General features: G+C 74.4%; 17 protein-coding genes. 9 read left to right on the top strand and 8 right to left on the bottom strand.

Translation table 11 applies throughout. The annotated features are described in order from the left end of the window. The first annotated feature begins 228 nt into the window (after positions 1-228). From K353_RS36605 to K353_RS21245, 6 genes are all read left to right on the top strand, one after another. On the top strand, positions 229-966 hold the full coding sequence (locus tag K353_RS36605; protein ID WP_255410748.1) for an ATP-binding protein: 738 nt from the start codon (positions 229-231) through the stop codon (positions 964-966). A 146-nt stretch (positions 967-1,112) separates the two neighbouring features. After that, complete coding sequence (locus K353_RS21265) at positions 1,113-2,351, top strand: MFS transporter (protein ID WP_111555134.1); 1,239 nt, start codon at positions 1,113-1,115, stop codon at positions 2,349-2,351. Between the two features lie 126 nt (positions 2,352-2,477). Continuing rightward, complete coding sequence (locus tag K353_RS21260; RefSeq protein ID WP_233533725.1) at positions 2,478-2,867, top strand: YciI family protein; 390 nt, start codon at positions 2,478-2,480, stop codon at positions 2,865-2,867. 107 nt (positions 2,868-2,974) lie between these two features. Further along, the gene (locus K353_RS21255; protein WP_146616531.1) at positions 2,975-3,208 is read left to right on the top strand and encodes a hypothetical protein; all 234 of its coding nucleotides are present in this window, start codon (positions 2,975-2,977) and stop codon (positions 3,206-3,208) included. A gap of 190 nt (positions 3,209-3,398) precedes the next feature. Further along, entirely contained in the window at positions 3,399-3,959 is a 561-nt protein-coding gene (locus K353_RS21250) for a TetR/AcrR family transcriptional regulator (protein WP_233533724.1), read from the top strand. A gap of 115 nt (positions 3,960-4,074) precedes the next feature. Then, entirely contained in the window at positions 4,075-4,989 is a 915-nt protein-coding gene (locus tag K353_RS21245; RefSeq protein WP_111555130.1) for an alpha/beta fold hydrolase, read from the top strand. Positions 4,990-5,083: 94 nt separating this feature from the next. Here K353_RS21245 and K353_RS21240 read toward each other — a convergent pair whose 3' ends face one another. Together K353_RS21240 and K353_RS36600 are read right to left on the bottom strand one after the other, a co-directional pair. Continuing rightward, a complete protein-coding gene (locus K353_RS21240) occupies positions 5,084-5,308 on the bottom strand; it encodes a DUF5302 domain-containing protein (protein ID WP_100837110.1) in 225 nt (74 codons plus the stop codon). Between the two features lie 88 nt (positions 5,309-5,396). Further along, positions 5,397-5,528, bottom strand: coding sequence for a hypothetical protein (locus tag K353_RS36600; protein ID WP_255410747.1), 132 nt, complete (start codon positions 5,526-5,528; stop codon positions 5,397-5,399). 142 nt (positions 5,529-5,670) lie between these two features. On the opposite strand from K353_RS36600, the gene K353_RS21235 reads away from it, so the two are divergent. Beyond that, a complete protein-coding gene (locus K353_RS21235; protein WP_111555129.1) occupies positions 5,671-6,492 on the top strand; it encodes an integrase in 822 nt (273 codons plus the stop codon). Positions 6,493-6,499: 7 nt separating this feature from the next. On the opposite strand, the gene K353_RS21230 is transcribed toward K353_RS21235, so the two are convergent. The 5 genes from K353_RS21230 to K353_RS21210 all read right to left on the bottom strand — a co-directional run bounded on the left by K353_RS21230 (position 6,500) and on the right by K353_RS21210 (position 10,193). Beyond that, the gene (locus K353_RS21230) at positions 6,500-7,048 is read right to left on the bottom strand and encodes a 1,4-alpha-glucan branching protein (RefSeq protein WP_111555128.1); all 549 of its coding nucleotides are present in this window, start codon (positions 7,046-7,048) and stop codon (positions 6,500-6,502) included. Between the two features lie 38 nt (positions 7,049-7,086). After that, the gene (locus tag K353_RS21225) at positions 7,087-7,746 is read right to left on the bottom strand and encodes a bifunctional 2-polyprenyl-6-hydroxyphenol methylase/3-demethylubiquinol 3-O-methyltransferase UbiG (RefSeq protein ID WP_111555127.1); all 660 of its coding nucleotides are present in this window, start codon (positions 7,744-7,746) and stop codon (positions 7,087-7,089) included. An 84-nt stretch (positions 7,747-7,830) separates the two neighbouring features. Then, the gene (locus tag K353_RS21220; RefSeq protein WP_233533718.1) at positions 7,831-8,343 is read right to left on the bottom strand and encodes an excalibur calcium-binding domain-containing protein; all 513 of its coding nucleotides are present in this window, start codon (positions 8,341-8,343) and stop codon (positions 7,831-7,833) included. A 249-nt stretch (positions 8,344-8,592) separates the two neighbouring features. Next, positions 8,593-9,552, bottom strand: a complete 960-nt coding sequence (locus K353_RS21215; RefSeq protein WP_111555126.1) for a pirin family protein — start codon at positions 9,550-9,552, stop codon at positions 8,593-8,595. Between the two features lie 152 nt (positions 9,553-9,704). Beyond that, positions 9,705-10,193, bottom strand: a complete 489-nt coding sequence (locus tag K353_RS21210) for an SseB family protein (protein ID WP_111555125.1) — start codon at positions 10,191-10,193, stop codon at positions 9,705-9,707. A gap of 213 nt (positions 10,194-10,406) precedes the next feature. Here K353_RS21210 and K353_RS21205 point away from each other — a divergent pair, with 213 nt between their 5' ends. Together K353_RS21205 and K353_RS21200 are read left to right on the top strand one after the other, a co-directional pair. Then, the gene (locus K353_RS21205; protein WP_111555124.1) at positions 10,407-12,236 is read left to right on the top strand and encodes an acyl-CoA dehydrogenase; all 1,830 of its coding nucleotides are present in this window, start codon (positions 10,407-10,409) and stop codon (positions 12,234-12,236) included. 289 nt (positions 12,237-12,525) lie between these two features. Then, positions 12,526-13,827 (top strand): M18 family aminopeptidase, encoded by a 1,302-nt coding sequence (locus tag K353_RS21200; RefSeq protein WP_111555123.1) that lies wholly within the window; start codon positions 12,526-12,528, stop codon positions 13,825-13,827. 51 nt (positions 13,828-13,878) lie between these two features. Here K353_RS21200 and K353_RS21195 read toward each other — a convergent pair whose 3' ends face one another. Then, the gene (locus tag K353_RS21195) at positions 13,879-15,699 is read right to left on the bottom strand and encodes an NHL domain-containing thioredoxin family protein (RefSeq protein ID WP_111555122.1); all 1,821 of its coding nucleotides are present in this window, start codon (positions 15,697-15,699) and stop codon (positions 13,879-13,881) included. Between the last annotated feature and the right edge of the window lie 27 nt (positions 15,700-15,726).

Genomic DNA, 15,726 nt, shown 5'->3' with positions numbered 1-15,726 from the left:
CCGGGCCATCATCTCACCGCCTACACCCGCTACCGGGGCAGGGTCGGCAACCCGTCGCGAATGGCGGGAAACCGCCCGGCGCACTCACCCGGCCACGCGCTGATCGGCACACCCGGCGGGGCCGGTCCATCCGCCGAACGGGCGGGCTTCGCTCGTGCGGACGGTTCACCGCGCACGGCCGAGGAGATAGCTAGTTGTATGTGGAGCCGCAGCCAGGAGGGATCTCCCGTGGACATCTGGTGGACTCTGCACCTCAAGCGCGACCCGGCCAGCGTGCCGCTCGCCCGCCGCATCCTGCTCGGCGCCATGGACTCCGCCGGAGTCGACCCGCAGATCGCCTTCGACCTCGGACTGGCCCTCACCGAGGCCTGCGCCAACGCGGTCGAGCACGCCGCTCCCGCCCACCCCGGGGACACCTTCCAGGTCACCGCCTCGCTCAGCGGCGACCTGCTGCGGATCGAGGTCGCCAACGCCTGCCCGACCGCGCCCGCCGCCTCCGCGCCCGCCGCCTCCGCGCCCGCCGCCTCCGCGTCCGCCGCCTCCGCGTCCGCCGCCTCCGCGCCCGCCGCCTCCGCGTCCGCCGCCGGGCCCGTGGCCGCCGAGCGCCCCGGCCCGCGCCCGGCCGCGCCGCGCCGCCCCGCCGCCGACCGTCCCGGCCCGCGCTGCCGCACCCGCCGCGGTCGGGCCTCCGTCCCGGCCCGGGTGCTCGCCGTCCGCCGTCCCGCCGCAGACCGCCCCGCCCCCTACGACACCCACGTGCTGCCCCCGCTGCGCCCCGCGCTGCCGGCCCCGGTCGCCGACGCCGTCCCCGACCTGGACGCCGAGTGCGGCCGCGGCCTGTTCCTGATCCACGCCCTGGCCGACCGCGTCCAGCTGCGCACCCACCCCCTGCGCGGCGCCACCGTCAGCTTCGACAAGATCCTCACCCCGCGCCCGACCGCCCCGCTGCTGCGCACCGCCTCCTGAGGGCCCGTCCGGCCCGCCCCGTCCCGCCGCGCCCAGCCGCCGCTGCGGCCCCGTCCGGCCGACGCGGGCCCCGTCCCACGGTCCGAAACCGCCGGCCGAGCGCCCCGGAACTCCGGTTAAGGTCTAGACCGGCCACCGGAGGGACCATGACCACCACTGCCGCGGAGCCGCGCTCCGCACCTCGTCGCGCGCTGTCCCGGATGGGTCAGGCCCTCCAGGGGCGGGACTTCCGCATCTGGTTCTACGGCCAGCTGACGTCCGCGTCCGGCACCCTCGCGCAGGGCGTCGCACTGTCCTGGCTGATCTTCGAACTCACCCACAACGCCGTCTGGTTGACCGTCCTGACGGCCTGCACCTGGGGCCCGACACTGGTCCTCGGCCCGTGGGCCGGCGCCCTGGTCGACCGCTCCGACCGGCGCCGCCTGCTGCTGCTCACCCAGGGCCTGATGATGGCCGTCGGCCTGACCCTGGCCCTGGTCACCGCCGTCGGCGGCGTCCACCTGTGGGTGCTGCTGGCGCTCGCCACCTGCACCGGCCTGATCGCGACCGTCGACTCCCCGGCCCGCCAGGTCTTCGTGGTCGACCTGGTCGGGGCCGGCTCGGTGGCCAGCGCGGTCGGCCTCTGGGAGGTCGCGCTCAACGCCTCCCGGGTGATCGGCCCCAGCATCGCCGGCGCGCTGCTCGCCACCAACGGCCCGGCGTTCTGCTTCGCCTTCAACGGCCTCGCCTACGCCGCCCCGATGATCGCCCTGATCAAGCTCCGCCCCGGCGACGGCGGCCCGCGCCGCGAGGTCGTCCGCGGCCCGCGGGCGAGCGCCCGCGAGGGGCTGGCCTACGCCCGGCGCTCGCCGATCGTCCGCGGCCTGCTGCCGATGTCCGCCGCCAGCGGCCTGATCTTCGCGATGAACCTCACCCTCCCGCCGCTGGTCAGCCGCTCCCTCCAGATGGGCGGCGGCGGGTACGGCCTGCTGATGGCCGCGTTCGGGATCGGCGGCCTGCCCGGCGCGCTGCTCGCCGCCTCCGCGCCCGAACCCACCCCGCGCCGGGTGCGCACCCTGGCGCTGACCACCTCCGTCGCCGTCCTCGGCACCGCGCTGTCGCCCGACGCCCTCGTCGCGGTGATCGGCATGGCCGCCGTCGGCCTCACCTCGATCTGGTTCATCGCCACCGCCAACACCCTGGCCCAGCTGCGCTCCGCCCCCGGGATGCGCGGCCGGGTGATGTCGCTGTGGGGCAGCGCGATGACCGGCACCCTCCCCTTCACCGGACTCGCCGTCACCTTCGTCGCCCAGCACGTCGGCGCCCGGGTCGGCTTCTGCGTCTCCGGCACCGCCCTGCTGCTGGCCACCCTGGCGGCCTGGCGGGCCCTGCGCGCCACCGACTGAGCCCCCGCGGGCACGGCGGGGCCGGGACGTCGCGGACCCGGGATGTCGAGAGCGGCGCCCCGGCTCCGACCCCGGTACGGAGGACGACGAACCAGCCGCGCCCCGAGGAGCCCCGCCGTGACGTACATGCTGCAACTGCACTTCAGCCAGGACGACACCCCCGTCCCGCCGATCCCGACCTGGGACGCCGGGGCCGCCGCCGCGCACGTCGCGTACATGCGGCGGGCGGTGGCCGACCTGACCGCCACCGGCGAACTGGTCGAGGCCCGCGGCCTGGCGGCACCGGAGACCGCCCGGATCGTGCGGGCCGCCGACGGAGCGCCCGCCGTCACCGGCGGGCCGTTCCCGGACCGCAAGGAGTTCCTGTTCGGCTGGTGGATCGTCGACTGCGCGGACGAGGCGCGGGCGGTCGAGCTCGCGGCCCTGGTCTCCGCCGCGCCCGGGCACGACGGGCGGCCGATGAACATGCCGGTCGAGGTCCGCGAGGTGCTGCCGGAGCCCCCGGCCGGGGGCTGAGCCGCGCCCGCCGGGGAGGGGCCCGGGCGCACGGGGGAGGGGCCCGGGCGCGGTACCGCCCGGATCACGAATTGCCGGAGCGGTCCGGGCGGCGGACCATGGTGATCATGATGCATCAGATGCGCGCCGAGACCGGTCCGGACGGTGCCACGGACTCCGTGGTCAGCTGGCACATCGTCCGCGGTGCGGACCTCGTCTCCCTGTGCGGCAAGGAGCTCGCCGCCACCGCCCCCGTCGAGGACGCCGCCCGCTGGACCCTCGACCCCGACCGCAACTGCCACACCTGCGGGGCGCTCTTCCTGCGCGAGACCCCGTACCTGCCGGGCGAGCACACCGGCTGACGGCCGCCCCGGCGTACGCTGGCGGGTGTCCCCGACCCGCCCCGCCGGAGGTGTTCCCGTGGCCGCCAGCCCCTCCACCAAGGCCGCCCCCGCCGCGACCGCCCCGGCCGCGGCCGTCCCCTTCGAGGTCTCCCCGGAGGCCCGCTCCACCGACGGCCGGGTCCAGCGCGGCAACGAGACCCGGCGGGCGGTGCTCGGCCGGGCGGTGCAGATCGCGTCGGTCGAGGGCCTGGAGGCGCTGTCGATCGGGCGGCTGGCGGCGGACCTGGGGCTGAGCAAGAGCGGCGTGTTCGCGGGCTTCGGCTCCAAGGAGGAGCTTCAGCTGGCCACCGTCCGGGCGGCCCGGCGGATCTTCTACGACCAGGTGGTCACCCCGGCACTGGAGCACCCGGAGGGGGCGGCCCGGCTGCTGGCGCTGTGCGAGCACTGGCTGGACTACTCGCGCGGCCGGGTCTTCGCGGGCGGTTGCTTCTTCTACGCGGTGACGGCCGAGTTCGACGCCCGGCCCGGCCCGCTGCGCGACGCGCTGGCCGAGTCGGCGCTGGAGTGGGAGGGCCTGGTCGCCGACCTGGCCCGGGCGGCCGACGCGTCCGGCGAACTGCCGGCGGGCACCGACCCGGCGGAGCTGGCCCTGCTGCTGACCGCCCTGATGGAGAGCGCGAACAGCCTCGCGGTGCTGCACGACGACCCGTCCCGCTACGACCGGGCGGCGCGGACGATCCGCCGCCTGCTCGGCCTTCCCCCGGCCTGACCGGCGGGCCCGCCCCTCCCGGCTCGCCCCGCCGCGCGACCGCCCCGTCCGGTTCCGGCGCGGGGCTTCTGCTCACCCACGAAACTGCACGAACGGTCGTGCTAATATCCCGCCCATGGCAGCAACCGCCCTCCTGCGCACCGCGCTGAACGCCACCTCCCTGGTCGCCACCGCCCCGCCGGGCCGAGTGGCCTACGAGCTCTTCCGCCGCCCGCTCCGCCGCAGCCGGGTGCGCACGGCGGAGCGCGAACTGCACGACCGCGCCACCACCGAGGAGCTGACGGTGAACGGCAAGCGGGTGCGCGCCTACCGGTGGGGCGACGGCCGGCGGCCGGTCCTGCTGGTGCACGGCTGGCAGTCCCGGGCGTCCCGGTTCGCGCCGTACGTGCGGGGCCTGCTCGACCTCGGGATGAGCCCGGTCGCCTTCGACGCGCCCGGCCACGGCGACTCCGCGGGGCGGGCCACCACGATCCTGGAGTACCGCGAGCTGATCGGCCGGCTCGCCGAGCGGCACGGTCCGTTCGAGGGCGCCGTCGCGCACTCCTTCGGGGTCTGCTGCACCTTCCTCGCGATGGCCGAGGGGGTGCCGGTCGGCCGCCTGGTCGCCGTCGCCGGGGTCGCCGAATTCGGCTTCCTGGTCGAGGGGTTCGCCGCCGGCCTGGGCCTGAACGACCGCCTCAGGGCGGACCTCGCCCGGCGGGTCGAACAGGTCCTGCTGCCGGACGCCGGGGACGTCCGGCGGCGCTTCGACGCCACCCACCGCCCCGAACGGGTCGGCGCGCCGATCCTGGTGGTGCACGACGAGGGCGACGAGGTCGTCCCGCTCCGCCAGGCGCACCTGCTGCGCGCGGCGTACGGCGAGGAGCAGCTGCGCCTGATCACCACCCGGGGCCTGGGGCACCGCCGGGTGCTCTCCGAGCCGACGGTGGTCGACAACGCGCTGGCCTTCCTCGCCGAGCCGCTGCCGACACCGCTACCGGCACCGGTGTCGGCGCCGCTGCCGGTCCCGCCGACCGCGCCCGCGGCCTGACCGCGGCCTGACCGCGGCCCGGTCGGGAACGCCGGACGGCCGGCCCCGCGCTCCGTGCGCTGGACCGGCCGTCCGGGGGCCGGGCGGGGTCCGCTCAGCCGCCGCTCTTGCGGCGGAAGGTGCGCTTGCCGCCGGCCGCGCCGTGGGTGCCGTGGATCTTCGAGTCGCCGCCGGGGCCGCCGGCGGCGTTCCGGTTCTCGTTGCCCTTGCGCTGGAGCGCGGCCAGGAACTTGGCCTTCTGGTCGTCCGGGGCGGCGGCCTCGGCACCGGCGGTGGCGTCCGGCGAGGGCTCGGCGGCCGGGGCGGTGTCGCTGCTCATGGGGGGACCTCCTGGGCGGAAGACGGGTGTGCTGAGTGCCCACCCTGCCATGCCGACGGGGGGTGCTGTCAGCCGATATCGGTGTCCGTCAGCCCTGGCGCGCCGCGCCGTGCCCGGACCGGCGGTCCTCGCGGTACTCCAGGCCGCCCATCATGAACAGCAGGGTGAGGACCGGGAAGCCGATCGAGGCGATCACCAGGACGAAGAACTGCCAGACCATGGGGTGCTCCTGTTGCCGGGGCCGGAGGCCGGGACACTGCGACTGATTGGCACACTTTCGTACCATTATGTCCGAATCATTCCGCGGAGCGATCACGGCCGTCCCCTGTTCGAGGCCGGGCCCCGGCCGCAGACTGGTGGGCATGCGGGTAGAGCTGGCAGTCGACGCGCGCCGCCCCGACCGGGCCAACGAGGACTTCGCGGCCGCCACCCCGGAGGCCCTGGTCCTGCTGGACGGCTCCAGCGCCCCGGCCACCCTGCGGTCCGGCTGCACCCACGGCATCGCCTGGTACGTGCGCCGCCTCGGCGTCCACCTGCTGACCGGGCTCACCGACCGGACCGACCGCCCGATGGCCGACTGCCTGGCCGACGCGATCGCCGGGACCGCAGCCCTGCACGACGACACCTGCGACCTGACCGACCCGGCCACCCCCGCCGCCATGGTGGTCGCCGCCCGGCTGCGCGGCGACACCCTGGAGTACCTGGCGCTCGGCGACTCCCTGCTGGTGCTGCACCTCAAGGACGGCCCGCCCCGGGTGATCGGCGACAACCAGCGCTTCCCCGACGGCGAGGCGCTGCGCCGGCAGATCTGGTCCACCGTCCCGGGCACCGCCGAACGCGCCGCGCTCTACCTGCGGTACGCGGTCGCCGTCCGGGCCGCCCGCAACACCGGCCGCGGCCCGTGGATCGCCGCCGCCACCCCGCACGCCGCCGCGCACGCCGAGACCGGCGCCGTCGCCCGCGCCGACCTGCACGGCGTGGCCGCCCTCTCGGACGGCGCCGCCCGCTACACCGACCGCCTGGAACTGGGCAGTTGGGCCGACGCGCTCCGGCTGCTCGCCCAGGACGGCCCGGCCGAGCTGATCGCCCAGGTCCGGGCCGCCGAACGCTCCGACGCCGCCTGCCTGCGCTGGCCCCGCAGCAAGGCCCACGACGACGCCGCCGCGCTCTACGCCGCGCTCTGAACCACCGTCAGGACCGCCCGTCCGCCACGAACACCGCCCGCAGCGCCGACCCGTCCGGCGCGGTGTACCCCGCCACCACCTGGCCCGCCACCGGCCCCCCGGCCGGCTCCAGCACCCGGCGCACCACCGGCACGGCCCAGCCCGCCACCGGCGCCACCGCCACGCTGCCGTCCACCGCGTCGCTCTCGCCCTGCATCTGCGGCACAGCCTCACCGCGCAGCAGCCGGGCCAACTCCTCGCGCACCACCGGGTCCTGAGCCCCGTCGTAGAACCAGCGCGTCCCCAGCACCCCGTGCTCCGAGACCCCGATCAGCGCCCCGGCCGGCGCCCCCTCCAGCGGCGCGCCCCGGTACGCCATCGGCACCAGGTAGGCGTCCCGGCCGTCCGCCACCACCATCAGCTCGATCCCCACCGCCCCCGCCGGATCGTCCAGCCGGAACCCCCCGGCCCGCACCAGCTCCCCGCCCCCCGGACGGAACCACTCCTGCTCCGGCAGCCACTTCGCCAGCAGCTCCAACTTGCCCGGCTCCAAGGTGGTGCGGTGAATCGTCGCCATGCCGTCCTCCCGGTCCTGCGGTCAACGTCACCCCCACCCTACGGACCCCCGTCCCGGACGGGGGCGGTGGCGAAGGCGTGCAGCCAGGTCAGGTCGCGGTGGCCGGGGCCGTACCGCTCGGCCTCGTGGGACCGTTCGACGGCGACCACCCGGAAGCCGGCGGCTTCCAGCAGCGCGGTGACGCGGGCCGCGGACTGGTAGCGGTAGAAGCGGGACGCGTCGCTGCTGAAGCGCTCGACGACCTCCTCCTCGCCCTCGCCCTCCTTGAAGCTGGCGAACAGCGCCCCGCCGGGGGCCAGCACGCGGCGGAACCCGGCCAGCGCCGCGCCGACGTCGTGGTCCTTGAGGTGCAGCAGCGTGGCCTGGCACCAGACGCCCGCGAAGTGCCCGTCCGGGAAGGCCAGCCGCCGGGCGTCCATGACCCGGAAGTCGAGCTCCGGGTGGCGCGCCGCGGCCCGGGCCACGAACGCGGGCGACAGGTCGACGCCCCGCGCCCGCAGCCCCCGGGCGGCGAGCAGCCCGGTGTCCCGTCCGAAGGCGCAGCCGACGTCCAGCACCCGCCCGGCCGGGTCGGGCAACAGCCGGACGAACGCGTCGAGTTCGGCGTCCGGCAGCATCCCGGCGGTGGCCCGCTCGTAGCGCTCCGGGTCCCGGTCGTACGCCCGGATCGTCCCGCTGAGGTAGTCGTCCCCGGCCATGCCCGCCACCCTCCCCGCACCCGCGCGGACGCCCCGCGCACCACCCCTCCGGACGCGCTCCGCACCCGGAGGGGTTCCCCGCGGCTACTTCTCGCAGGCGATTCCGTCGCCGTCCCGGTCGAGCGCGGAACGGTAGCCGGGCTCCCCGCGGTGCAGCGGCGCGGCGCCGGCGGCCTTCGCCTCCGTGCAGTTCTTGTAGTACGCCGACGCCTGCTCGGTGGTGTGCTCCGGCCCAGGGGTGGGCTCCGACGCCTCGGGCGTCACGGCGGGCGGCAGGGTCGGCGTCGGCACCTGGACCTCGGGCGTCGGGACCTCCGGTGTCGGGGTGGGGGTCGACGCGGGTGTCGGCGTCGGCTCGGGCGCGCTGGTGGCGGCCTCCGGCGTGGGGCTGTCGTCGGGGCTGGGCGAGGCGGTAGTGGCCGCGGGCGCGGGGACGTTGCCCTTCTTCTCCGGGCCGACGATGACCGCGAACCAGAACAGGGTCATGAACAGGCACCACACCGTCAGGAGCGCCTTGGCCGCGAGGTGCACCCGGCGCGACCGCCACACCATCACGGCGGCCACCGGCGGCAGGAAGACCAGCAGGGCGATCCGCACCCACCGGTTTCCTGCCGTCCGTCGGCCGGATCGGGGCGAGGGGGTCTGGTACGGATTCACGGCGCGTTCCTCGGATGAGCAGATGTGGACGAGACGTGAACATCATCGCGTCCCGCACCGCTCCTCCGGCCGTGTTCGGCGGAGCTGTGACCGAACGGAAGCCGTCCAGGGCCCGTTCGGTCCGGAACGGGAGACGCCCGCGCGAACCGCTCCGGAGAGGGTTCGCGCGGGCGTCGTGCCGGCGACCGGTCAGTTGGCGTCGGCCGGGACGGTGCCGAGGCGGCCGGCCTGGAAGTCCTCCATGGCCTGCTGGAGCTCGCGGTGGCTGTTCATCACGAACGGGCCGTACCAGGCGACGGGCTCGCGGATGGGGAGGCCGCCGAGCAGGACGAACTCGAAGGTGGCCGAGCGGGAGTCCTGCTTCTCGTCGGCGCGGACGGTCAGGCTGTCGCCGTCGCCGAAGACGACGGCCTGGCCGGTGCGGAAGGGCCGCCGCTCCTGGCCGGCGGAGCCGCTGCCGGCCAGGCCGTAGGCGAGGGCGTTGAAGTCGGCGCGCCAGGGCAGGGCGAGCTGGGCGCCGGGGGTGAGCGAGACGTGGGTCATGGTGATGGGGGTGTGGGTGGCGCCGGGGCCCCGGTGGCCGTCGACCTCGCCGGCGATGACGCGGATCAGCGCGCCGCCGTCCTCGGAGGTGAGCAGCTTGACGCTGCCGCCGCGGATGTCCTGGTACTTCGGGGTGATCATCTTGTCCGAGGCGGGCAGGTTGACCCAGAGCTGGAGGCCGTGGAAGAGGCCGCCGGACATCACCAGCGACTCGGGCGGGGTCTCGATGTGCAGCAGGCCGGAGCCGGCCGTCATCCACTGGGTGTCGCCGTCGGTGATGACGCCGCCGCCGCCGTGCGAGTCCCGGTGGATGAAGGTGCCGTCGATGATGTAGGTGACCGTCTCGAAGCCGCGGTGCGGGTGCCAGGGGGTGCCCTTGGGCTCGCCGGCCTCGTAGTCGACCTCGCCCATCTGGTCCATCATGATGAACGGGTCGAGGAACTTGGTGTTGATCTTGGCGAAGGCCCGGCGGACGGGGAAGCCCTCGCCCTCGTAGCCCTCGGGGGCGGTGGCCACGGTGAGGACCGGCCGGGCGGTGCTGTGCGCCGGGTCGGGGCTGGTGACGCGCGGCAGGGTCAGCGGGTTCTCGACGGTCACGGCGGGCATGTCGGCCTCCTTAGGCGGGTCTGTGGCCTACGTCCACCACAGTAGTTCAATCATCAACCACTCGCAAGGTTGAACGTTGAACTACTTGGACGCATTCCCGTCCGGCCGGAAGTGCGGGAGGAGGGGGCGGGGGTGGGGAAGGAGGGCGGGGGTCAGCCGTACATGCGGCGCATGGTGAAGTCCACCATCTGCTCGACCGCCCGCGCGTCGAAGACCATCCGGTGCTCGCCCTCCATGTCGAGGGCGAAGCCGTAGCCGGTGGGCAGCAGGTCGAGGATCTCCGCGCCGGTCACCGTGAAGTGCTTGGACTCCTTGCCCGCGTACCGCTTCAGCTCCTTGAGCGAGCTGAACATCGGGATGACCGGGGTCGGGGTGTTGTGCAGGGCCAGGAAGCCGGGGCGGTCGCCGCGCGGGCAGTACACCTTGGAGGTGATGAAGATGGCCTGGAAGTCCTCCACGGGCATCGCGCCGGTGGTGAAGGCGCGCACCGCGTCCGCGAGCGAGGGCGGCGAGGGCTCGGGGTAGAGCGACTGCTGGGCGGCCTGCGGGTCGCCGTACCCGGGGCCGGGCATGCCGGACATCCCCTGCTGCATCTGCTGCTGGTAGGGGTCCTGGTAGGCGCTCTGCTCGTAGCCGTACACGGGGACAAGGCTATCGGGCCGCGCCCCGCTTGGGGGCGGGTGATCCGCACAATCCGGCCCGGGGGGCCATTGTGGGACGTGACCACGTTCATAGCTCCGTCACGTCAGGGGGCTTGAACAAGTTACCAACCGGTAGCATCATGGGGCGTACTGGTGGGTAAGCGGTGCGCCGGAAGCGGCCGCCCGTGGAGCAGACGAACCGGAGAAACGGTCATGGGTCACTACAAGTCCAACCTGCGGGACGTGGAGTTCAACCTCTTCGAGGTGTTCGGCCGCGACCAGGTGTACGGCACCGGTCCGTTCGCCGACATGGACGTCGACACCGCGAAGAACATCCTCAGCGAGATCTCCCGGCTGGCCGAGAACGACCTCGCGGCCTCCTTCGTCGACGCCGACCGCAACCCGCCGGTGTTCGACCCGGAGACCAACACGGCTCCGATCCCGGAGACCTTCAAGAAGAGCTACCAGACCTTCATGGACGCCGAGTGGTGGCGCCTGGGCATCCCGGAGGGCATCGGCGGCCAGGTCACCCCGAACTCCCTGGTCTGGGCGTACGCGGAGCAGGTGCTCGGCTCCAACCCGGCGATCTGGATGTACTCCTCCGGCCCGGCCTTCGCCGGCGTCGTCTACGACGAGGGCACCGAGGAGCAGCAGAAGGTCGCCCAGCGGATGGTCGAGGGCCTCTGGGGCGCCACCATGGTGCTGACCGAGCCGGACGCCGGCTCGGACGTGGGCGCCGGCCGCACCAAGGCGGTCAAGCAGGAGGACGGCTCCTGGCACATCGAGGGCGTCAAGCGCTTCATCACCTCGGGCGAGCACGACATGTCCGAGAACATCATCCACCTGGTGCTGGCCCGCCCCGAGGGCGGCAAGCCGGGCACCAAGGGCCTGGGCCTGTACATCGTGCCGAAGTTCGACTTCGACTGGGAGACCGGCGAGCTCGGCGAGCGCAACGGCGCCTACGCCACCAACGTCGAGCACAAGATGGGCCTCAAGGCGTCCAACACCTGCGAGATGACCTTCGGCGCCAAGCACCCGGCCAAGGGCTGGCTGCTGGGCGAGACCGTCGACGGCATCCGCCAGATGTTCAAGATCATCGAGTTCGCCCGGATGATGGTCGGCACGAAGGCCATCGCCACCCTGTCCACCGGCTACCTGAACGCGCTGGAGTACGCCAAGGAGCGCGTGCAGGGCGCCGACATCTCGCAGTTCATGGACAAGACCGCGCCGCGCGTCACCATCACCCACCACCCCGACGTGCGCCGCTCGCTGCTCACCCAGAAGGCGTACGCCGAGGGCATGCGCGCCCTGGTGCTCTACACCGCCTCGGTGCAGGACGACATGCTGGCCGCCCGCCTGCGCGGCGAGCACGACGCCGCCGCCGAGCGCCTGAACGACCTGCTGCTGCCGATCGTGAAGGGCTACGGCTCGGAGAAGTCCTACGAGCAGCTGGCCCAGTCGCTGCAGACCTTCGGCGGCTCCGGCTACCTGCAGGAGTACCCGATCGAGCAGTACATCCGGGACGCCAAGATCGACACCCTGTACGAGGGCACCACCGCCATCCAGGGCCAGGACTTCTTCTTCCGGAAGATCGTCAAGGACGGCGGCCAGGCGCTGACCGCCGTCAACGAGCAGATCACCAAGTTCCTGGCCGCCGGCGAGGGCGGCGCCGAGCTGGCCGCCGAGCGCGACCTGCTGGCCAAGGCCGCCGGCGACCTGGAGGCCATCGTCGGCACCCTGATCGCCGACCTGTCGTCCGTCGAGCAGGACGTCAAGAACATGTACAAGGTGGGCCAGAACACCACCCGCCTGCTGCTGGTCTCCGGCGACGTGGTGGTCGGCTGGCTGCTGCTGCGCCAGGCCGCCGTCGCGCTCGCCAAGCTGGAGGCCGGCGCCTCCGAGAAGGACGTGCCGTTCTACCGCGGCAAGGTCGCCGCGGCCAAGCACTTCGCCCGCACCGTGCTGCCGACCACCGCCGCGCAGCGCCAGATCGCCGAGCACATCGACAACGAGCTGATGGAGCTGGCCGAAGAGGCGTTCTGACCCGGCGCCCGCCACAGGACCGCCCGACCCACCCTCACGCCGCGGGGCCCGGTACTCCACCGGGCCCCGCGGCGTCGTCCGCTCCGGGGGCGCGCGGAGTCGCTCCCGGGGCGCTCCGGGGCCGCTCCGAGCCGCCCCGGAGCACCCCGGAAGCGGCGCCGGGTCGCGGCCCGTTCACTGTTGTGTCACCGTTGCGGACTTCCCGCGGCCCTGTCCGTGTACGGGCATATGCTCATGGTGCGGACCGGCAACCCCACCAGGCCCGCCCCGCCCTCTACCCAGGAGCAAAATGTCGACCGTCGCCCGAACGGCCCACTTCGACCGGAAGCACACGGACGACCTCATCGCCTTCCTCGCGGCCTCCCCCTCGCCGTACCACGCGGTGGCGAGCGCGGCCGAGCGGCTGGAGCGGGTCGGCTTCCGCCGGGTCAACGAGACGGACGCGTGGGACGGCGACGGCGGGGGCCGCTACCTGGTGCGCGGCGGCGCCCTGATGGCCTGGTACGTGCCGCCGAACGCGACGGCCGCGACCCCGTACCGGGTGGTCGGCACCCACACCGACTCGCCGAACCTGCGGGTCAAGCCGGTCCCGGACACCAGCTCGGCCGGCTGGCGGCAGGTCGCCGTGGAGATCTACGGCGGCGTCCCGCTCAACACCTGGCTCGACCGGGACCTCGGGATCTCCGGCCGGCTCGCGCTGCGCGACGGCACCACCCGCCTGGTGCACCTGGACGAGCCGCTGCTGCGGGTGCCGCAGCTGGCCATCCACCTCGACCGCGGGGTCAACGACGGCCTCAAGCTCGACCGCCAGCGCCACCTGACGCCGATCTGGGGGATCGGCGGCACCACCGAGGGCGCCCTGCTGGAGTACGTCGCCGGGAAGGCCGGGCTGGACGCCGCCGACGTGGCCGGCTGGGACCTGATGGCGCACGACGTGCAGCCGCCCGCCTACCTGGGCCGCGACCGCGAACTGCTGGCCGGGCCGCGGCTGGACAACCAGCTGTCCGTGCACGCCGCCACCGCCGCGCTGGCCGCCGTCGCCGAGGCCGGCGCGGACCTGCCGTGCATCCCGGTGCTGGCCGCGTTCGACCACGAGGAGACCGGCAGCGAGTCCGACACCGGCGCGCAGAGCCCGCTGCTGGGGAACGTGCTGGAGCGCTCCTGCCACGCCCGTGGCGGCACCCTGGAGGACCGCGCCCGGGCGCTGGCCGGCACCGTCTGCCTCTCCTCCGACATGGGCCACGCGGTGCACCCCAACTACAGCGAGCGGCACGAGCCCGGCCACCACCCGATGCCCAACGGCGGCCCGATCCTCAAGGTCAACGTCAACAACCGGTACGCCACCGACGGGGTCGGCCGGGCGGTGTTCGCCGCCGCCTGCGAGAAGGCCGGCGTGCCGTGGCAGTCCTTCGTCTCCAACAACGCGATGCCCTGCGGCACCACGATCGGCCCGATCACCGCGGCCCGGCTCGGCATCACCACCGTCGACTGCGGCATCGCGGCGCTGTCCATGCACTCCGCCCGCGAGCTGTGCGGCGCGGAGGACCCGCACTACCTGGCGAGCGCGATCAAGGCGTTCCTGGAGGGCTGAACGGCATCCCGGACGACGGGGGCGGGCCGACGGCCCGCCCCCGTCCGCGTCTCACTCCATCCCGGCCAGCACCAGCGGCAGCCGGCTCGCGCCGCCCGCCACCAGCTTCACCGGCACGCCCCAGTCCTGCTGGTGCACGTGGCAGGCCGGGTACTCGACCGCCGGGTCGTCGTCGCAGGACGCCGCCATCGCCGAGACGTGCAGCACGCCCTCGGCCACCTCGCCGGAGAGCACCAGCTCGCGGCCGAGCGCGCTGTCCGCGCCCGCGCCCGACACCAGCAGCTCCGGCGGCGTCGCGCTGACCAGCAGCCGGGTGGACGGGCCGTAGCGCTCGTCCAGCTTCTGGCCGGACGGCGCGGAGAACACCACGTCCAGCCGGAACGCGCCCGGAGCGACCTCGGTGGCGGCCCGCCGGGTGCGGTGCGCGACGGCCTCGACCCGGACCGCCTCCTCGGGCAGCCGCAGCCTGGTCAGCCGGTGCCGGGCGGACTCCACCACCACGATGTCCCCGTCCACCACCACCGCGCCGGACGGCTCGCGCAGGTCGGTGGCCAGCGTGCTGACCTCGCCGGTCGCCGGGTCGTAGCGGCGCAGCGCGTGGTTGTAGGTGTCGCTGACGGCCACCGAACCGTCCGGGAGCACGGTGACGCCCAGCGGGTGCTGGAGCAGCGCCTGCCCGGCCGCGCCGTCCCGGTGCCCGAAGTCGAACAGGCCGGTGCCGACGGCGGTGCGCACCTCGCCGGTTCCACGCGAGACCCAGCGCAGCGCGGAGGTCTCCGAGTCCGCCACCCACAGCCGCTCGCCGTCCGCGGACACCGCCAGGCCGGACGGCTGGGCGAACCACGCCTCCGCGGCCGGGCCATCCACCAGGCCCTCGTTGGTGGTGCCCGCCGCGACGGCGACCGTCCCGACCGCCGGGTCGAACGACCACAGCTGGTGCACGCCCGCCATCGCGATCCACACCCGGCCGTCGAAGAACGCGACGTCCCACGGCGAGGACAGCTCCACCTCGCGGGCCGGGCCCGCGGTCGGCGAGCCCTGCCACCACTGCCTCCCGGTGCCGGCCAGCGTGGTCACCCGGCCGTCCGCCAGCCGGACGCCGCGCAGCACGTGGTTGACGGTGTCGGCCACCACCACGTCGTAGCCCAGGTCGAGGCCCGCCGGCACCAGCGCCAGCCCCTGCGGCTCGCTGAACCGCGGCTCGACCCCGTCCACCAGCCCGCGCACGCCGTCACCGATCCGCCGCACCACCCGCTCGCCGTCCTCGGCCAGCTCCACCAGCGCGTGGTGCCCCGAGTCCGCGACCAGGTAGTGCCCGTCCGGCAGCCGCACCGCCTTCCCCGGGAAGCGCAGGTCCCCCGCCTCCGGCTCGGGCGCCACGTACGGCCCGTCGCCGCGCCGCAGCGTCCCCTTCGCCGCGTGCTCGGCCTCCAGCTCCTCCACCAGCTTCGCGATCGCGTGCGCGTGCCCCTCCCCGGCGTGCTGCGCGACCACGTACCCCTCCGGGTCGATCACCACCAGCGTCGGCCAGGCCCGCACCGCGTACTGCTTCCACGTCACCAGCTCCGGATCGTCCAGCACCGGATGGTGCACCTCGTACCGCGCCACCGCGTCCACCACCGCCCGGTGGTCGGCCTCGTGGACGAACTTCGGCGAGTGCACGCCGACGATCACCACGGTGTCCCGGTGCCGCTCCTCCAACTCCCGGAGCTCGTCCAGGACGTGGAGGCAGTTGATGCAGCAGAAGGTCCAGAAGTCCAGTACCAGAATGCGACCTCGGAAGTCTGCCAGGGACAGATCCTTGCCGCCTGTGTTGAGCCATCCACCGGCGCCCACCAGCTCGGGGGCGCGGACACGTGCACGAGAAGCCATACCTGCATCCAACCCCATCGGGTCGGG

Source organism: Kitasatospora sp. SolWspMP-SS2h (assembly GCF_003259315.1).
Lineage (GTDB): Bacteria > Actinomycetota > Actinomycetes > Streptomycetales > Streptomycetaceae > Kitasatospora > Kitasatospora fiedleri.
The sequence above is the reverse complement of the archived record's forward strand: the minus strand, read 5'-3'. Positions and strand labels throughout refer to the sequence as shown.